Source organism: uncultured Bradyrhizobium sp. (genome assembly GCF_947648125.1).
GTDB lineage: Bacteria > Pseudomonadota > Alphaproteobacteria > Rhizobiales > Xanthobacteraceae > Bradyrhizobium.
The window spans coordinates 1-18,014 of record NZ_CANSMR010000056.1 but is presented as its reverse complement, the minus strand read 5'-3'; the positions used below and the strand labels follow the sequence as shown (position 1 = coordinate 18,014).

Genomic DNA, 18,014 nt, shown 5'->3' with positions numbered 1-18,014 from the left:
ATGCTGGCGCATTCGTCCGGCCTGGTCGGGCTGCCGCTGCGGCTGCTCGCGCGCGAGGTCTACAACAAGGTCGCGGCCCGCGCCGGCGTCGACAATGTCGCGCTGATCACCGGCGAGGAGAAGATCAAGCCGAAGGCGCCGCGCTTCTGGGTCTCGACCGTGGAGGCGATGCCGCGCGATCTCGATGTGTCGTTCCTCGCCGTCGACGAGATCCAGATCGCGGCCGATCTCGAGCGTGGTCACGTCTTCACCGATCGCATGCTCAACCGCCGCGGCCGCGACGAGACGCTGCTGCTTGGCGCCGCCACGATGCGGCCGATCATCGAGCGGCTCCTGCCCGGCGCCTCGATCGTCACGCGGCCACGGCTGTCGCAGCTCGAATTCGCCGGCGACCGCAAGATCACGCGGCAGCCGCGACGCACGGCCATCGTCGCGTTCTCCGCCGACGAGGTCTATGCGATCGCCGAACTGATCCGTCGCCAGCATGGCGGCGCGGCCGTGGTGCTGGGCTCGCTCTCGCCCCGCACGCGCAATGCGCAGGTCGAGATGTTCCAGAACGGCGATGTCGATTACCTCGTCGCCACCGACGCGGTCGGCATGGGGCTCAATCTCGACGTCGACCATGTCGCTTTCGCCTCCGACCGCAAATATGACGGCTATCAGTTCCGCCGGCTGACGCCGGCCGAATTTGCTCAGATCGCGGGCCGTGCCGGGCGCGCCACGCGCAACGGCACCTTCGGCACCACCGGCCGCTGCGCGCCGTTCGAGCCGGAGCTCGTCAACGCGCTGCAGAACCACACCTTCGACAGCGTCAAGATGCTGCAATGGCGCAACGCCAAGCTCGATTTCGCCTCGCTTGGCGCATTGCAGGTGTCGCTGGCGCTGACGCCCAATCATGAGGCACTGACGCGGGCTCCGGTCGCCGAGGACCTGCGGGTGCTCGAACACGTCGCACGCGACGCCGAAGTGCGCGAATGGGCGCATGGGGCTAAAGCGGTGGAGCGGCTGTGGGAGGCCTGCCAGGTTCCGGACTATCGAAAGCTGTCGCCGGCCGCCCATGCCGAACTCGTGACCACGCTGTATGGCTTCCTGATGCAAAAGGGGCGTATCCCTGACGCATGGTTCGCCGCCCAGGTCGACCAGGCCAACCGGACCGACGGCGATATCGACACGCTATCGGGCCGGATCGCGCAGATCCGGACCTGGACCTTCGTTGCCAACCGGCCGGACTGGCTCTACGACCCGGACCACTGGCAGGGGATCACGCGCGATCTCGAAAATAAATTATCCGATGCGCTGCATGAACGGCTCACGGAGCGTTTCGTTGACAGGCGGACCAGTGTATTGATGCGCCGCCTGCGGGAGAACTCAGTTTTGAATACGGAAATTGGCAAGACCGGTGAAGTGATCGTGGAAGGCCACGTGATCGGCCGGCTCGATGGTTTCACCTTCGCACCTGATGCGGCCGAGGCCGGCAGCGACGCCAAGGCGCTGCAAGCCGCCGCCCAGCAGGTGCTGGCGCGCGAGATCGATACGCGTGCCGAGAAACTGGGCGCCGCCCCCGACGAGCAGTTCGTGCTGACCTCCGACGGCACCATCCGCTGGACCGGCGATGCGGTGGCCAAGCTGGTGGCCGCCGACGACGCGCTGCATCCGCGGCTGCGCATCATTTCCGACGAGCGGCTGACCGGCGCCTCGCGCGAAGCCGTGCAGACCAGGCTCGATCTCTGGCTCAAGACGCATATCGAAAAGCTGCTCGGGCCGCTGTTCGAACTGTCCAAGGCCGAGGATATCCAGGGCATCGCCCGCGGCATCGCCTTCCAGCTCGTCGAGGCGCTCGGCGTGCTCGAGCGCAGCAAGATCGCGGCCGAGATGAAGGATCTCGACCAGCCCTCGCGCGCCGCGCTGCGCAAATACGGCGTGCGCTTCGGCGCCTATCACATCTATTTCCCGCAGCTCCTGAAGCCCGCGGCGCGCTCGCTGGCGTCGCTGCTGTGGGCCGAGAAGCAGAGCAATGTCGACATGGCTGCGCTGTCGAACGTGCAGCATCTGGCGTCGAGCGGCCGCACCTCGTTCCCGGTCGACAAGGCCCTGCCGCGCGACGGATATCGCGTGCTCGGCTATCGCCAGTGCGGCGAGCGCGCGGTGCGCGTCGACATCCTGGAGCGGCTCGCCGATCTGATCCGTCCGGCGCTGGCCTGGCGCGAGACCTCGCCGGGCGAGAAGCCCGCCGGTGCATTCGATGGCCGCGGCTTTGTCGTCACCCAGGCGATGACCTCGCTGACCGGCTCCGCCGGTGAGGATTTTGCCTCGATCCTGCGCGCGCTCGGCTACCGCATGGACCGCCGTCCGCCGCTGCCGCCGAAGGCTGTCGAGGTTGCGCCGGCCGAGACCACCGAGACCGTCGCTGCCGAGACGCCGCTGGTCGAGGCGACGTCCGACGCGGCTGCAGACGCGCCGGTCGATGCCGCCACGGAGGTCGTGGCCGATGCGCCGGAGGCTGCCGCTGCGCCCGAGGCCGAAGCCGCCGTCGAGCAGCCGGTATCCGGCGATCCCGCGCCGTCGGCTGCGCTGCTGCCCGATGTCGGCTTTGCCGAGGTGGTCGCCAGCGAGACGACGCCGGTGGTGCTCGAGACGCAGCAGGATGCTGTCGCCGAGCGCGCTGCGCCGGTCGATGAGCCCGCTGTCGCCGAAGCACCCGCTGCCGAAGTTGCAGCCGAGCCTGCGCCTGCCGTGGAAGCCGCTGCGGAGGCGCCGCCTGAGGCTGCTGAGACACCGTCAGAGCCTGCCGCCGAAGCGCCTGCAGAGACCGCGAGCGCGGACGCTGCGCCCGCCGAGGCCGCTCCCGCCGCCGCGGAAACGCCGGCTGAGCCGCAACTGGTCGAAGTCTGGCGGCCCGGTGGCCGCTCCGACGAGCGCCGTCCTCATCATCGCGGCCACGACCGCAACCGCGGCCGCCATCAAGGCAAGCCCGCCGAGGGCGCGCAGGCCACGGAGGGCGGTGGCGAGGGCGAGAAGCGCGAGCATCATCGCCGGCCGCGCCGTCACCAGGATTTCCGCGTTCCGCGCCCAGGCGCGCCCGCTGACGGCTCTGCGCCGGCCGCTGCCGCGCCGGCCGATGGCGCGCCGCGCGAGGACAAGGGCCAGCGCCGCGAGCGCTTCGAAGGCAAGGGCCGCGATCGCGACAATGAGCGTCGCCGCGACAACAAGTTCGGCGGCGGTGATCGCAAGGGCGAGCGCGGTGATCGTGACCGCGGCGGCCGCGATTTCGGCAAGGGCGGCCGCGACAAGCGCGAGGGTGGCCCGTCGCATCGGCCCTACGCGTCGAGCGCGCCGCGCGAGCGCGACCGTCCGATCGATCCGAACTCGCCATTCGCCAAGCTCGCTGCCCTGAAAGAGCAGCTCGCCGGCCGGAAGGAATAATCCAACCCTTGGTCTAGTTCTTGGTCTGAAGCTTGGATCGGCAGCGCCTCGACAAATGGCTGTGGCACGCACGGGTGGTGAAGGCCCGCACCAGCGCGGCTGAACTCGTCGCATCAGGTCATGTCCGCATCAACGGCACGCGCGAGAAATCGCCGGGCCATGCCGTGAAGGCGGGCGACGTCGTCACCGTCGCGCTCGACAACAGCGTCCGCGTGCTGAAGGTGACGGGCTTCGCCGAGCGGCGCGGCGATGCCAGTGCGGCGCGCGTGCTGTATGAGGATTTGCAGGCCGGCAATTTGCAAGCCGGCAAGGAGTAGTTATCTAGCGCTTGCTATCTCAATTCGGGGTGGCAGGGGCGTGAGAATACTGGCGTTTTTCAGAGGCGGCTTCCCTTGCGGCCCCGGTATTCCTGCGCTACGCAACCCCAGAAAAATCGATCGTTCCGGAGTTTTGGATGACCTACGTCGTCACTGAAGCCTGCATCAAGTGCAAATATACCGACTGCGTCGAGGTCTGCCCCGTCGATTGCTTCTACGAGGGCGAGAACATGCTGGTCATCCATCCTGACGAATGCATCGATTGCGGCGTGTGCGAGCCGGAATGCCCGGCTGACGCCATCAAGCCGGACACCGAGCCGGGGCTGGAGAAGTGGCTCGAGGTGAACACCGAGTATGCCAAGACCTGGCCGAACATCACCCAGAAGAAGGACTCGCCCGAGGACGCCAAGGAGTGGGAAGGCAAGGAAGGCAAGTTCGAGAAATATTTTTCTCCGAATCCGGGCAGCGGCGACTGATTCGCTGACGTTCGCGAGCCGCCGTCGGGACTACCCCGATAAGGGCGGGCTTGGGCCGCGACGGCCCTCCGTTCGGCCGCCGATTTAACCCTAATGACGGACATATGACCTGAGGATGCCCTGTTATGCCCGGAATCGGGCGTAAACCATTGATTTTTGCGGAAAATGTGCTATATCTGCACCATTACAGGCCAAGAACCCCCTGCCATGCGTACCTTGTGGCTTCGAGGTTCCCGCAAACATCGAACAGGGGCGTGGCAGTTTCCGCGCGCAGGCTGTGTCACAGAAAACGCGTAAAAAGAGTGCTTCAAAGACGACGAAGAAAGCCGCTGTCGTTGCTCGCAGCGCAACCAAGGGCCGTGCCAAGGCGCCCGTGAAGGGGGCCAAGAAGGCGGCGGCTGCAAAGTCCTCAAAGAACAAAAGAAGCGTGATGCCAGAAAAGACTGCCAAGACTGCCGCGAAAGCGGCAGCTGCGAAGCCCGCTGCTGCGAAGGTCGCCCCCAAGACTGCTGCTGTTGCGCCGAAGCCGGCCGCCCCGAAGGCTGCCGTCCCCGCCGCCGCTCCGAAGGCTGCCGCCAAGCCGGCCGCTCCGGCCCGTCCGGAAGAGAAGAAGGTCGTGACCCAGCGCCAGGGCTTCAAGGCCAATGAATTCGTCGTCTATCCCGCTCACGGCGTCGGCCAGATCCTGGCGATCGAGGAGCAGGAGATCGCGGGCGCCAAGCTCGAGCTGTTCGTGATCAATTTCATGAAGGACAAGATGACGCTGCGCGTCCCGACGGCGAAGGTCGCCAATGTCGGCATGCGCAAGCTGTCGGAGCCGGCGCTGGTCAAGAAGGCGCTGGAGACGCTGAAGGGCCGCGCCCGCGTCAAGCGCACCATGTGGTCGCGCCGCGCCCAGGAATACGAAGCGAAGATCAACTCGGGCGACATCGTCGCGATCGCCGAGGTGGTCCGCGACCTCTATCGTTCCGAATCGCAGCCCGAGCAGTCCTACTCTGAACGCCAGCTCTACGAAGCGGCGCTCGACCGTCTGTCGCGCGAAATCGCTGTTGTCCAGCACTCGACCGAGACCGAGGCGATCAAGGAGATCGAAGGCCAGCTCGCCAAGAGCCCGCGCCGCGGCGCCAAGGCCGAGTCCGCTGAAGGCGACGCCGAGGGCGATGCCGACGGTGAGGATATCGACTCTGATGGCGATGATACCGCCGTCGAAGACGAAGCCGCCTAAGCAGCACGCTGCAAGATTTCGAAGAGCCCGGTCGCAAGACCGGGCTTTTTGTTTTCGTGGATACGCCGCCGCCGCGGCAACGCGGTCTTGCATGCGGGCCTTGCCGCAATCGCCCCTTGGCTGATCGCCGCGACTCATGACCTGCTGCGACGTGCTGGCGGCGAGCTCGCGGAGCCGGCGAGGGGCGCGGCATGCTTGCGGGACGGTCGCTGGGACGCGGTTACGACTGGCTGTGGACGGCGTTCGCGGTTTCGACCTTCGGCACCTGGATCGCCTTCGACGCCTTCCCGCTGCTTGCGATCCTCGTGCTGCATGCAAGGCCGGAGGCGGTCTCGGCGCTTGCAGCGGTCGGCCTGCTGGCCGGGGCTGCGGTGGCGGTGCCGCTCGGGCCCTGGATCGAATTCCGCCGCAAGCGGCCGGTGATGATCGCGATGGACCTGATCCGCTTCGCCGCGACGATCAGCATTCCCATCGCGTTCGTGCTGGGACGGTTGACCTTCGTCCAGCTCGTCGTCGTCGCCGTCATCATGGCCGCCGCGGACATCGCGTTCCGCTCCGCGAGCGGCGCCTGCCTGAAGGCGCTGGTCAAACCGGATGATCTGCTGATCGCGAACGGGCGCCTCGAAGCGACGACCTGGACCGCGACCGCGATCGGCCCGCCGCTCGGCGGCGCTGCGATCGGCGTGTTCGGCCCTGTTGTCACCGTGATCGCCAACGCGGTCAGCTTCCTGCTCTCGGCGCTGGCCATCCGGCGGATCGGCGGAAGCGAGCCTGCGCCCGCCCAGCGCCATGCGCAGGGATTTCGCGCGGCCGAGCTGATCGAGGGATGGCGCAGCATCCTCGCACATCCGGTGCTTCGCCTGCTGTTCTTCAACACCGTGCTGGTCAATGGCCTGATCATGGCGACGGCGCCGCTGCTTGCGGTGCTGATGCTGCGCGATCTCGGCTTTGCGCCGTGGCAGTACGGGCTCGCCTTCGGGGCGCCCTGTATCGGCGGCCTGATCGGCGCGCGGCTCGCGCCTGCGCTGGCCGCGCGCTTCGGGCAGCACAACGTGTTGCTCGCGGCCGGCACGCTGCGTGCCTGCTGGTCGCTCGGCCTCGCCTTCATGCCGAACGGTGCCGCGGGCATCGCCGTCGTGTTCGCGCTGCAGTTCGGTCTCGTCACCTGCGCCGGCATCTTCAATCCGGTGTTTGCGGCCTATCGACTGGCCCAGATCGAGATGGAGCGGACCGCACGCGTGCTCTCGGCCTGGACGATTACCAGCAGCGCAACCATCGCGGTGCTGACCGCGCTCTGGGGCGTGCTGGCGGGTTTTGCGGGTGTCCGGACGGCGATTGCGCTGAGCGGGCTGCTCCTGCTCATGACGCCGTTGCTGCTGCCGCGCCGGGCACTCAGTACGAGCGCTGCTTGATGCCCCAGCGGCCGCTCTCGGACGTCGCGACCCACAGATTGCGGTGACGGCTGGCAATCGACCCGTCGGCGCGGTCGCGGCGGTATTCGACCAAAAGATGCACCTTGCGCGGACTGACCAGCACCGGCTCCTTGCGCTGATAGGTGCTCTTCGCCCATCCCGTTGTGCGCGCCAGATCGTCGAAGAACGACGCCGGCAATTGGCCCGGCCGTTCCCAGATCACGAGCTGCTCGCCGGACAGGATGACGTGCGGGAAGTGCAGCAGCGCATCCATCCCGGCGAGATCGCGGGCATTGAATCGATCAGTGAAATCGTCGATGCAGCGGATCGCCGCCGCGATCATGGTCGCCTCGTCGCCACCATCCGTGCTGGGCTGAAACAGGTCGTCGGCGTTACTCATGCTGTCGCTATACACCGGCACCGGAGTGAGCGGCAACGGCGTGTGCAGGCGGCTCTCCAATCGTAGCCCGCATGAAGTGAAACCTCTTGATCGAGGTGAGGTGCGAACCTCCGGCGACCGAACGGCTTGAAAGCCACGTAAGCAATCCTGACCAGAATCATCTTCACGGATGACGACGGCAATCGGAGCGCGGCATGTTATGCTGGCCGCCCAGCCGCCATTTGATCGACATTGAAGTGACCCATCAATTTGCAGCGAGGAGAAATCCGATGACATCCAATGTTGAGGCAACCAGGAAGGGTTATGAGGCCTTTCAACGTGGTGACATTCCGGCGCTCATGAGCGATCTGATCGATGACGACTGTACGTGGATAACGCCAGGTCCCCAGGACAAATTGCCTTGGGCTGGGACCTTCAAGGGAAAGCAGCAGATTGCAAACTTCTTCGTCCAGGTCGGCGAGAATCTCGAATTCAGCGAGTTTGCACCGCGTGAGATGATTGAGCAGGGCGACACAGTCGTGGTCTTGGGTACGCTCACGGCGCGGGCAAAGAAGACAGGCAAGACCGTCAAGAACGAATGGGCCCACGTTTTCAAGTACCGCGAGGGAAAGGCGGTCCGCTTTCAGGAATACATCGACACTGCGGCGGATGTCGCCGCGATGACGTGACGGAGCGGGAGGCGGCCAGCTGAATCAGCCGCGCATTCGCGTGTCTCGCCGGCGTCATCCGCCTCTTCGTGCTACTTCACCCGCTGCTTCTCGAGCTTGCGCGCCAGGGTCCGGCGGTGCATGCCGAGCCGGCGGGCGGCTTCGGAGATGTTGAAATCGGTCTCCATCAAGGTCTGGTGGATACGCTCCCATTCCAGCGTCTTGATCGAGGTCGGCCGCGCGCCGACCTCGATGGCGGCGTTGCCTTGCGCTTTCAGGAACGCGGCCTCGATGTCGTCGGTGTTCGACGGCTTGGCGAGATAATGGCAGGCGCCGAGCTTGATTGCCTCCACCGCGGTCGCGATGCTGGCAAATCCGGTCAGCACGACGATCAGCATCTCCGGATCATGCGCGTGCAGCGCTTCGACGCAGGCAAGGCCCGACGCGCCGCCGGCGAGCTTCAGATCGACAACGGCATAGCCGGGCGATTGCTGCTCGAGCAGCTCGCGGACTTCGTCGAGCGAGGCTGACACCGCGACGCCGTAGCCGCGGCGCTCGAACGAGCGCTTCAGCGTGCGGGCAAAGCCCGCATCGTCCTCAACGATCAGGAGCTGGCGTTCATCCGTCAAGAGGGTCTCCGATCGCAAGCGTCGAGAGCGGCAGCTCGAGCCTGACCGCGGCGCCGATATCCGGCCGGTTGCGCGCCGTCACCGCGCCGCCCAGCTTGCGCACCACGTTGACGACCAGGAACAGGCCGAGGCCGCTGCCCGGACTGCCCTTGGTCGATTGATACGGCTTGCCGATATGCGCCAGCATCTCGCGCGAGAAGCCCGGGCCGCGATCGGTCACCGACAGCACGAGCTTGTCGGCATTGCGCTCGGCCATCAATTCGATCCAGTCGCGCGAGACCTCGGCCGCATTGTCGAGCACGTTGAAGATCGCTTGCTTGAGCGCGACGTCGGATACGATCGCGAGATCCGTGCCGAACGCATTGCGGAAATACAGCGTCGCCGACGGCCGTGTCGTCCGCCATTCCTCGACCAGCGCGGTCAGGAACGCCGCGACCGTGGTCGGCGAGGAACCTTCGCCGCGGGCTTCGCCGGCCGATAGCAGAATGCCCGTGACGATCGATTTGCAGCGCTGCACCGAGATCTCCATCTCGCCGAGGTCTTGCGACAGCTCGGGATCGGAGGCGAGCGCCGGCATCCGGCGCCAGTCGCCCAGGATGACCGAGAGCGAGGCGAGCGGCGTGCCGAGCTCATGCGCGGCGCCGGAGGCCAGCAGGCCCATCTGCACGATGTGGTCCTGCTCGGCCGCGTGCTGGCGCAGCGCCGCGAGGCGGAGGTCGCGGTCGCGCAGGTTGCGGTTGATCCGGGTCATGAACACCACGAGCAGCACGGCGTCGAGCACGAGGCCGATGAAGGTGCCGGCGATATAGAGATTGAAGGCTTCGGCAAAGCCCTGCGGGAGCTCCAGCGGCCGGTAGTAGCTGGTCAGCCAGGCGAAGTTCATGCAGACCAGCGCCACCAGCGACCAGGTCGAGGGCGCATCGAGCAGCACCGCGCCGAGCGTCACCTGCAGCAGATAGAGCGACGTGAAAGGATTGGTGGCGCCGCCGCTGAGATAGAGCAGGGCGGTCAACGCCGCAACGTCGAGCGCCAGTGCGACCAGAAGCTCGCGGTTGTTGATGTCGGCGCGGTAGCGCAGCCACAGCAGGCTGACCAGGTTGAGCGCGACGAGCCCGAAGATCACGGCCGCCATCGGCAGCAGCGGCAGCGCGACGCCCATCCAGAACTGCACGAAGCCGATGGTGGCGATCTGGCCGATCACGGCGATCCAGCGCAGCTGGACCAGCAGGGCCATGTTCTTGCGATTGGTCGCGAGGTCGGTGGGCGCTGAGAGGTCGAATGGCATGCCGGCAGCCGCGCTCACGGCGGACGGCATCACGGCGGTGCCGGTCGCGGTGTTTTCGTCATGCAGATCCGATGTGCGCTCGAGCATCTGGGCCTGTGTCGCGAGACAGATTGCGGGCTGCGCCGATCAGGCGGCGCACGGCGGCGCGCCTTGAACTCCACCTTGGATCGGAAGCGCCGGCGCGGCCCCTGCCGCTGATGACGCGCAGGAGCGCGCCGACAAGCATAAAGGCCAGCGCGAACCATGTCAGCGCGTAAATCAGGTGGTTGTTCGGAAACCGCACGATCGTGAGCCCGCCGACGGGGGTGCCGCCCGGATTGGGCGTCGCATCGGCGTCGATAAAGAAGGGGGCTACTTGCGACAACCCGTGCGTGGCGGCGATCGCGGCGACGTCGCGCGAATACCAGCGGCCGGCCGAAGCGTCGTTGTTGCGCAGGAAGCCGCCCTTGGGCTCCGACATCCGTAACAGCCCGGTCACGCTAACGACGCCCTGCGGGGCGCCGTCGCGCCGGGTCGCGGGATCGCGCCGATCAGGCGGAACGAAGCCGCGATTGACCAGCACCGTGGTTCCGTCAGCCGTTTGCAGCGGGGTCAGCACCCAGAAGCCGGGACCGTCTGTCGTGACCGCCTGCACCAGCGTCTCGTCGGCATTGAGGAAGGTGCCGCGCACCGTGACGCGGCGATATTCGTCGCTCCCAGCCGTGACCGCCAGCCATGACGAGGGCGACGGCGGCGCCGTCGGCGCCGCATGCATGCGCTGCTCGACCCGCTCGATCAGCGCCAGCTTCCAGGTCCTGCGTTCGACCTGCCAGATACCGAGCGCGCTCAGCAGCACCACGCCCAGCATGCCGAGCGTGAGCAGCACAAGCGATGGTCTGGCAGAGCGCATCGTCACGGCATCTGGCTCATGTCGTGGATCGGCATCATGTTGACGTTGAGATGATGCATGACCCACAGCGATCCGGTCAGCGCGATCACCACCATGATCACGGTGAAGATCATCGCCATCATGGTCCAGCCGTTCTCGGATCGCGTGTTCATGTGCAGGAAGTACACCATGTGCACGACGATCTGCACCGCGGCGAGCACCAGCACGATCAGCGCGGTGACCTGCTTGTCGGCGATGGCGCCCGTCATCACCAGCCAGAACGGCACCGCGGTGAGGACGACGGAGAGGCCGAAGCCGATCAGATAGCTCTTCAGCGAGCCGTGGGCGGCGCCGCCATGGTCATCATGGCCGTGACCGCCGGCATTGGCTTCGAGGGTGCGGGCTTCTGTTGTCATCGCAGCATTCCCAGGAGATAGACGAAGGTGAAGACGCCGATCCAGACCACGTCGAGGAAGTGCCAGAACATCGAAAGGCACATCAGTCGGCGCCGGTTGGCTTCGGTGAGGCCGAAGCGCGCGGTCTGCACCATCAGCGTCACCAGCCAGACCAGGCCGAAAGTGACGTGCAGGCCGTGGGTGCCGACCAGCGTGAAGAACGACGACAGGAAGGCGCTGCGCTGCGGCGTCGCGCCCTCATGGATCATGTGGGCGAACTCGGTGAGCTCGATGCCGAGGAAGGCGAGGCCGAACAGCCCGGTGATGGCGAGCCAGGCCTGCGTCGCGCCGATCCTCGATTTCTCCATCGTCAGCATGGCAAAGCCATAGGTGATCGAGGAGAGCAGCAGCATCGTGGTGTTGAGTGCGACCAGCTTGAGGTCGAACAGGTCCTTCGGCGCCGGGCCGGCGGCATAGTTGCCGCCGAGCACGCCATAGGTCGCAAACAGCATCGCGAAGATGAGGCAGTCGCTCATCAGGTAGATCCAGAAGCCCAGCATGGTGCTGGCGCCTTCCGGATGTGCGTGCTCGTCGATGACGTGAAAGACCGGTTCGGAGCCTTGTGTGGAGACGGTAGCAACGGTCATGTCTGGGCTCCTGCGGCGAGAACACGCGCCCGCGCGTCTTCGGTCCGCACCACCTCATCCGCCGGGATGTGGAAGTCGCGGTGATAGTTGAAGGTGTGGCCGATCGCGACCGCGAGCAGCGCAACGAAGCTGACGGCGGCGAGCCACCAGATGTACCAGATCAGGCCGAATCCCATCACCGTCGCGAAGCCGGCGAGGATGACGCCGGTGCCGGTGTTGGAGGGCATGTGGATCGGCTTGAAGCCGGTCAGCGGCCGCCTGTAGCCGCGGCGCTTCATGTCCCACCAGGCGTCGTTGTCGTAGACCACCGGAGTAAAGGCGAAGTTGTAGTCCGGCGGCGGCGACGAGGTGGCCCATTCCAGCGTACGCGCGTCCCATGGATCGCCGGTGGTGTCCTTCAGCTGCTCGCGGCGCAGGATGCTCACCGCGAACTGCACCAGCATCGCGCCGATGCCGAGCAGGATCAGGAAGGCGCCGAAGGCCGCGATGACGAACCAGATCTGCAGGGACGGATCGTCGAACACGCGGAGCCGGCGGGTCACGCCCATCAGGCCGAGCACGTAGAGCGGCATGAAGGCGAAGTAGAAGCCCGACACCCAGAACCAGAACGACAGCTTGCCCCAGAACGGATCGAGCTTGAAGCCGAACGCCTTCGGGAACCAGTAGTTGATGCCGGCGAACAGGCCGAACAGCACGCCGCCGATGATCACGTTGTGGAAATGCGCGATCAGGAACAGGCTGTTATGCAGTACGAAATCGGCGGGCGGCACAGCGAGCAGCACGCCGGTCATGCCGCCGATCACGAAGGTCAGCATGAACGCCACCGTCCACATCATCGGCAGCTCGAAGCGGATGCGGCCGCGATACATCGTGAACAGCCAGTTGAACATCTTCGCGCCCGTCGGGATCGAGATGATCATCGTGGTGATGCCGAAGAACGAGTTGACGCTGGCGCCGGAGCCCATCGTGAAGAAGTGATGCAGCCAGACCAGATAGGACAGGATGGTGATGACTACGGTGGCGTAGACCATCGAGGTGTAGCCGAACAGCCGCTTGCCGGAGAACGTCGCAGTCACCTCGGAGAAGATTCCGAACGCCGGCAGCACCAGGATGTAGACCTCGGGGTGGCCCCAGATCCAGATCAGGTTCACGTACATCATCGGGTTGCCGCCGAAGTCGTTCGTGAAGAAGTTGGTGCCGACGTAGCGGTCGAGCGACAGCAGCGCCAGCACCGCCGTCAGGACCGGGAAGGAGGCGACGATCAGGACGTTGGTGCAGAGCGAGGTCCAGGTGAACACCGGCATCTTCATCATCGTCATGCCCGGCGCGCGCAGCTTGACGATGGTGCAGACCAGGTTGATGCCCGATAGCGTGGTGCCGACGCCGGCGACCTGTAGTCCCCATATGTAATAATCGACGCCGACGTCAGGACTGTAGCCGATGTTCGACAGCGGCGGGTAGGCGAGCCAGCCGGTGCGGGCGAATTCGCCGACGAACAGCGACATCATCACCAGCACGGCGCCGCCGACCGTCATCCAGAAGCTGAAATTGTTGAGGAAGGGGAAGGAGACGTCGCGGGCGCCGATCTGCAGCGGCACCACGTAGTTCATCAGGCCGGTGACCAGCGGCATCGCCACGAAGAAGATCATGATCACGCCGTGCGCGGTGAAGACCTGGTCGTAGTGATGGGCCGGGAGATAGCCGTCGGAGCCGTTGAAGGCGATCGCCTGCTGCAGGCGCATCATCAACGCGTCCGCGAAGCCGCGCAGCAGCATCACGATGCCGAGGATCATGTACATGATGCCGATGCGCTTGTGGTCGACCGTGGTGAACCACTCGCGCCACAGATAGCTCCAGAGCCGGAAGTAGGTGACGATCGCAAACAGCGCGAGCCCACCGGTCGCGACCACCGCGAAGGTGCCGACCAGGATCGGCTCGTGCAGCGGCAGCGCGTCCAGATTGAGGCGGCCGAAGATCATCTTGATGAGATCGGGATTCATGCGGCGCTCCTCAGGAGTCTGATTTCGGGCGCTGGCCGAGCAGCAAGGATGTCGATGACGGATGGGCGGGCGAGAACGGCGGGCGCTTCAGCCCGACGCCACGCAGCGGCGTCAGGTCGAGCGGCGCGAGAACGTCGCGCGACGGCGCGTCCTTGATCTCGTCCATCGAGCAGATGCCGGCGACGAAGGTCGGTGAGGCGCCGAGCGGCGCGCCGCGGCGGGCGTATTTGTCGTAAGTCAGCGGCAGCGTGTTGTTGAGGCCTTCGCGGCCGAGGCCGCCCTTGGCATCGATCGCCATCATCTCGCTCATGCACATCTTGCCGGGCTCGACGCACATGTTGAGGATCGCCTTGTAGAGATCGCGGTCGACCGAGCGATAGAGCCGGACCGGATCGTTCTGGCTCGGACGCTCGAGCTGCAGATAGTCGGTACGGCCGAGCATGTTGCCGCTGGCCCTGGCGGTGCCGATCCACTTGTCGAAATCGGCGCTCGAGAGGCTCTTGAACTCGAAGTGCATGCCGGAGAAGCCGGCGCCGCTGTAATTTGCGGAGAAGCCGCGATAGGTGCCTTCCTTGTTGGCGACCGCGTGCAGCTTGGTCTCCATGCCGGGCATCGCGTAGATCTGGCCGGCCAGCGCAGGGATGTAGAACGAGTTCATCACGGAGGACGCCGTGATGCGGAAGCGGATCGGGCGGTCGACCGGAGCTGCGAGCTCGTTGACGGCGGCGACGCCGTAGTCCGGGTAGATGAACAGCCATTTCCAGTCGAGCGCGACCACCTCGACATTGAGCGGGGCGTCCTTGCTCTCGATCGGCTTGTCGGCGGCGATGCGGCCGAGCGAGCGGTAGGGATCGAGCAGATGCGTGCCCATCCAGGTCAGCGCGCCGAGGCAAATGATGATCAGAAGCGGTGCCGACCAGATCACGAGTTCGAGCTGGGTGGAGTGATCCCACTCCGGCTCGTAGGGTGCCGCGGTGTTGGACTGGCGGTAGCGCCAGGCGAAGAAGAGGGTCAGCGCCATCACCGGAAGCACGATGATGAGCATCAGGACGGTGGAGATCACGACGAGGTCGCGCTGCTGGACGGCGACGTCGCCGGCAGGGGCCAGGACGACGAAATCGCACCCGCCAAGGAGCGCCGCGAACGGCAATAAGGCCAATAATTTCAAGGCGCGCACGGCTCACCCCATTTGAATTTTATGAGTTCCGCCAAGGGGTAGCTGCGATGCAGCAACGTTGACATTGGACAATTTGTCCAATGTTGCACTGCGGGATAGGCGATCAGAAGGTGAGGTGGACCGCGTGGCAAAGGCTGCCCGTGGCCTCATCTAGTTTGAGCACGGTCGGTTCGGAAAACCGGTTTCCACTTTCCCGGATCATGCTCCAAAGGACGGTTCTCCGGCGATGGCACAGGCCCCAGCAATGGCTCACGGCACCCCGACGGCATCAGGCCACGGGCAGGCGAAACCCGGCGAGATCGCCATCGGCGTCATCATCGGACGCACGTCGGAATTCTTCGACTTCTTCGTCTACGCGATCGCCTCGGTGATCGTGTTCCCGAAGCTGGTGTTCCCGTTCGTCAACGAGCTGACCGGCACGCTCTATTCATTCGGGATCTTCGCGCTGGCGTTCGCCGCGCGGCCGCTCGGCACCGTCATCTTCATGGCGGTCGACCGTCGCCACGGCAAGGGCGCCAAGCTCGTCATCGCGCTGTTCCTGCTCGGCACCGCTACGGTCGCGCTCGCCTTCCTGCCCGGCTACGACACGATCGGCGTCGCGGCGATCTGGCTGCTCGCCGCCGCGCGCGTCCTGCAGGGCATCGCCTGGGGCGGCGCGTGGGACGGCCTCGCCTCGCTGCTCGCGATGAACTCGCCGGTCAATCGCCGCGGCTGGTACGCGATGGTGCCGCAGCTCGGCGCACCGCTCGGCCTGATCGTGGCGAGCGCGCTGTTCGCGTTCTTCGCCGGCAACCTCTCGGCGGATGATTTCTTCGATTGGGGCTGGCGCTATCCGTTCTTCGTCGCCTTCGCCATCAACGTGGTGGCGCTGTTCGCGCGGCTGCGCATGGTGGCGACGGATGAATATTCCGAGCTGTTCGAAAGCCGTGACCTCGAGCCGGCGCGGGTCGGCGAGACCGTCGCGCAGGAGGGCCGCAACATCCTGCTCGGCGCCTTCGCGCCGCTGGCGAGCTTTGCCCTGTTCCACATGGTCACGGTGTTTCCGCTGTCCTGGGTGTTCCTGTTCACCAGGGAAAGCCCGGTGCGCTTCCTGATCATCGAGATGATCGGCGCCATGGTCGGCGTCATCGCGATCATCGCCTCCGGCATGATCGCCGACCGCGTCGGGCGCAAGCCGCTGCTGCTGGGCTCCGCGGTCGCGATCGCGGTCTATAGCGGCTTTGCCCCGCAGCTGCTCGATGCCGGGGCCTTCGGCGAAACCATCTACATGGTGCTCGGCTTCGTGCTGCTCGGGTTGTCGTTCGGCCAGTCGTCCGGCGCGATCGCCTCGAACTTCGCGCGGACCTATCGCTACACCGCTTCGGCGCTGACATCGGATTTCGCCTGGCTGTTCGGCGCCGGCTTTGCGCCGCTCGCCGCGCTGCTGCTGGCGACCCATTTCGGCCTGATCTCGGCCGGTGCGTATCTGCTGTCGGGCGCGGTATGGACGCTGCTCGCGCTGTGGCTGAGCGGCCTGCGCGAGGCGGAAGTTAATTAGCCACGCAGCCCGTCTCGTTCTGCTTGTAGCCCGGATGCAGCGAAGCGAAATCCGGGACTGCTCTCACCGCGGATGGTTCTGCCCCGGATTGCGCTGCGCTCCATCCGGGCTACGCAGCGTAATCGGTTCGACTACCGAAACAGCCCGTCGACGCGGAACGAATAGCCGAGGCCGACGATGTAGTTCGGCGAGTTGCGGTTGAGCCCGAACGCGACGTGGAGATCGAGCTGCTGGGTCGGCGTGATCCGGTACATCCCGCCGGAATTGATCAGCTGGATCGGCCGCGTGCCGTCGGGATAGTCGCCGACATATTCGGTGAACACGCTGATCCGCTCGGTCAATTTCTTCTCGATCACGAAGGTCGTTTCCGACATGTGCCGGCCGGCCAGCTCGGCGGGGCGGAAGAATTCCGTGAACATGCCGCTGACGCCCCAGCCGTCATGCAGCTCCCACGACCATGGCAGCTGGACGTAGGGTTGCGCGCCGCGCCCGGCGATGGCGGCCGCGCCTGTCGGCAGTGCGACGCCCGCGGTGATCGAGAGATCGATCTTTCCCGGCACCGGGCTGATCTGCCATTTGATCCCCGGCGCGACGTCGGAAAAGCCCGCGGCGCCCGGCGATCTCATGCTGCCGGTATAGCTCGGCAGGTCGATCAGGACCTCGAGACAGGGCGCGATGCCAAGCCGCCAGCGGCTGTTGCTGCCGTCGATGCTGCGGCCACTGTTGCGGCCGGTGAGGTTGATGCCGTTTTCGCTCTGCAGGCTCCCGACCGGCACGACGATACTCGAATTGGTGACGTCGGGCCGGTCGGTCGCAATTTCGTCGCTCGGCTTGGGACAACCGTCCGCGCGCGCAGCGGTGGCTGCTGCGAGGGTGAGCGCAGCAAGCACGCACCCGAGTTCGGCAAGTCGAGCGACGGCGCCGAACCGATTGTGAAACACTGGGGATGCTCCAAAAACCCGGCGCCGCTGCGGAGGTGGCAGCTAGGATAGTGATCGGCTGATGACGCGGATATTCCTCGTCGGCGGCAAAAAACTTCGACAACAAGTGCCATTCTCGGCGATCGATGCGGCCGGTGTCCAGCGGGCGGGCGAAATTTCAGGGAATAGAATGGCGGCATGGCTGCTCCTGTTGTGGTGGCAAACAGGAGACCCCGGGAATGACCATTCGTTCGATCGCAGGCGTACTAGCGCCCCGGCAGGCCAAAATCGCCGCGATGGCGGCCATCGCGATCCTGCTCGCGCTGAACAGCGCCCGTGCGGCGGGCGATGCGTCACGCGGGGCCACGCTGTACCAGGGCTGCGGCGATTGTCATTCGATCGAGAAGAACGACGTCGGTCCGATGCACAAGGGGGTTGTGGGCCGCCTTGCCGGCTCGGTCGCGGGCTACAATTACTCGCCGGCGCTGAAGAACTCGAAGATCGTATGGACGGAGGCTAATCTCGACAAATGGCTGACCGGTCCGGACGCGATGGTTCCGGGCACCAAGATGTTCTACGAGGTCCAGGATCCGAAGGACCGCGCCGACATCATCGCCTTCCTCAAGGAGAAGGCGAAGTAGGGCGTTCTCTCTCTC

17 protein-coding genes are annotated in these 18,014 nt (G+C 65.6%); 8 read left to right on the top strand and 9 right to left on the bottom strand.

Annotation, left to right across the window (positions count from 1 at the left end; all coding sequences use genetic code 11):
* The 5 genes from Q0030_RS39835 to Q0030_RS39815 all read left to right on the top strand — a co-directional run.
* On the top strand, window positions 1-3,423 hold a 3,423-nt coding region (locus tag Q0030_RS39835; protein ID WP_298380415.1), incomplete at its 5' end, for a helicase-related protein.
* 32 nt (window positions 3,424-3,455) lie between these two features.
* The gene (locus Q0030_RS39830; RefSeq protein WP_298380413.1) at window positions 3,456-3,740 is read left to right on the top strand and encodes an RNA-binding S4 domain-containing protein; all 285 of its coding nucleotides are present in this window, start codon (window positions 3,456-3,458) and stop codon (window positions 3,738-3,740) included.
* A 137-nt stretch (window positions 3,741-3,877) separates the two neighbouring features.
* Window positions 3,878-4,216 (top strand): ferredoxin FdxA, encoded by a 339-nt coding sequence (fdxA, locus tag Q0030_RS39825; protein WP_298380410.1) that lies wholly within the window; start codon window positions 3,878-3,880, stop codon window positions 4,214-4,216.
* 430 nt (window positions 4,217-4,646) lie between these two features.
* Window positions 4,647-5,441 carry a CarD family transcriptional regulator gene (locus Q0030_RS39820; RefSeq protein ID WP_298380407.1) on the top strand — a complete coding sequence of 265 codons (795 nt, stop codon included), beginning with the start codon at window positions 4,647-4,649 and terminating at the stop codon, window positions 5,439-5,441.
* Between the two features lie 191 nt (window positions 5,442-5,632).
* Window positions 5,633-6,853 carry an MFS transporter gene (locus Q0030_RS39815; RefSeq protein ID WP_298380405.1) on the top strand — a complete coding sequence of 407 codons (1,221 nt, stop codon included), beginning with the start codon at window positions 5,633-5,635 and terminating at the stop codon, window positions 6,851-6,853.
* Here the strand turns inward: Q0030_RS39815 and Q0030_RS39810 are convergent.
* Window positions 6,834-7,253, bottom strand: coding sequence for a hypothetical protein (locus tag Q0030_RS39810; protein ID WP_298380402.1), 420 nt, complete (start codon window positions 7,251-7,253; stop codon window positions 6,834-6,836). The genes Q0030_RS39815 and Q0030_RS39810 overlap by 20 nt on opposite strands.
* Window positions 7,254-7,522: 269 nt before the next feature.
* On the opposite strand from Q0030_RS39810, the gene Q0030_RS39805 reads away from it, so the two are divergent.
* Window positions 7,523-7,921 (top strand): nuclear transport factor 2 family protein, encoded by a 399-nt coding sequence (locus tag Q0030_RS39805; protein ID WP_298380400.1) that lies wholly within the window; start codon window positions 7,523-7,525, stop codon window positions 7,919-7,921.
* Window positions 7,922-7,992: 71 nt separating this feature from the next.
* Here Q0030_RS39805 and Q0030_RS39800 read toward each other — a convergent pair whose 3' ends face one another.
* Genes Q0030_RS39800 through cyoA form a run of 7 tightly spaced genes read right to left on the bottom strand, consistent with a single transcriptional unit; the run spans window position 7,993 to window position 14,901 of the window.
* Complete coding sequence (locus Q0030_RS39800) at window positions 7,993-8,529, bottom strand: response regulator transcription factor (RefSeq protein ID WP_092119996.1); 537 nt, start codon at window positions 8,527-8,529, stop codon at window positions 7,993-7,995.
* Window positions 8,519-9,901 carry an ATP-binding protein gene (locus tag Q0030_RS39795; protein ID WP_298380393.1) on the bottom strand — a complete coding sequence of 461 codons (1,383 nt, stop codon included), beginning with the start codon at window positions 9,899-9,901 and terminating at the stop codon, window positions 8,519-8,521. Before Q0030_RS39795 ends, Q0030_RS39800 begins: the two co-directional genes overlap by 11 nt.
* Window positions 9,873-10,703, bottom strand: a complete 831-nt coding sequence (locus tag Q0030_RS39790) for an SURF1 family protein (RefSeq protein ID WP_298380417.1) — start codon at window positions 10,701-10,703, stop codon at window positions 9,873-9,875. Before Q0030_RS39790 ends, Q0030_RS39795 begins: the two co-directional genes overlap by 29 nt.
* Before the next feature lie 2 nt (window positions 10,704-10,705).
* Window positions 10,706-11,098 (bottom strand): cytochrome o ubiquinol oxidase subunit IV, encoded by a 393-nt coding sequence (cyoD, locus tag Q0030_RS39785; RefSeq protein WP_298380391.1) that lies wholly within the window; start codon window positions 11,096-11,098, stop codon window positions 10,706-10,708.
* Window positions 11,095-11,724: a cytochrome o ubiquinol oxidase subunit III gene (cyoC, locus tag Q0030_RS39780; RefSeq protein ID WP_173640167.1), complete on the bottom strand. Its 630-nt coding sequence runs from the start codon at window positions 11,722-11,724 to the stop codon at window positions 11,095-11,097. The genes cyoD and cyoC overlap by 4 nt, the downstream gene beginning before the upstream one ends.
* The gene (gene cyoB, locus Q0030_RS39775; RefSeq protein ID WP_298380386.1) at window positions 11,721-13,724 is read right to left on the bottom strand and encodes a cytochrome o ubiquinol oxidase subunit I; all 2,004 of its coding nucleotides are present in this window, start codon (window positions 13,722-13,724) and stop codon (window positions 11,721-11,723) included. Before cyoB ends, cyoC begins: the two co-directional genes overlap by 4 nt.
* Before the next feature lie 10 nt (window positions 13,725-13,734).
* Window positions 13,735-14,901 carry a ubiquinol oxidase subunit II gene (cyoA, locus tag Q0030_RS39770; protein WP_298380383.1) on the bottom strand — a complete coding sequence of 389 codons (1,167 nt, stop codon included), beginning with the start codon at window positions 14,899-14,901 and terminating at the stop codon, window positions 13,735-13,737.
* A gap of 244 nt (window positions 14,902-15,145) precedes the next feature.
* On the opposite strand from cyoA, the gene Q0030_RS39765 reads away from it, so the two are divergent.
* On the top strand, window positions 15,146-16,438 hold the full coding sequence (locus Q0030_RS39765; protein WP_298380380.1) for an MFS transporter: 1,293 nt from the start codon (window positions 15,146-15,148) through the stop codon (window positions 16,436-16,438).
* Between the two features lie 131 nt (window positions 16,439-16,569).
* On the opposite strand, the gene Q0030_RS39760 is transcribed toward Q0030_RS39765, so the two are convergent.
* Window positions 16,570-17,379, bottom strand: a complete 810-nt coding sequence (locus tag Q0030_RS39760) for a transporter (protein ID WP_298380375.1) — start codon at window positions 17,377-17,379, stop codon at window positions 16,570-16,572.
* Between the two features lie 218 nt (window positions 17,380-17,597).
* Here Q0030_RS39760 and Q0030_RS39755 point away from each other — a divergent pair, with 218 nt between their 5' ends.
* Complete coding sequence (locus Q0030_RS39755; protein WP_298380372.1) at window positions 17,598-17,999, top strand: c-type cytochrome; 402 nt, start codon at window positions 17,598-17,600, stop codon at window positions 17,997-17,999.
* The last annotated feature ends 15 nt before the right edge of the window (window positions 18,000-18,014 follow it).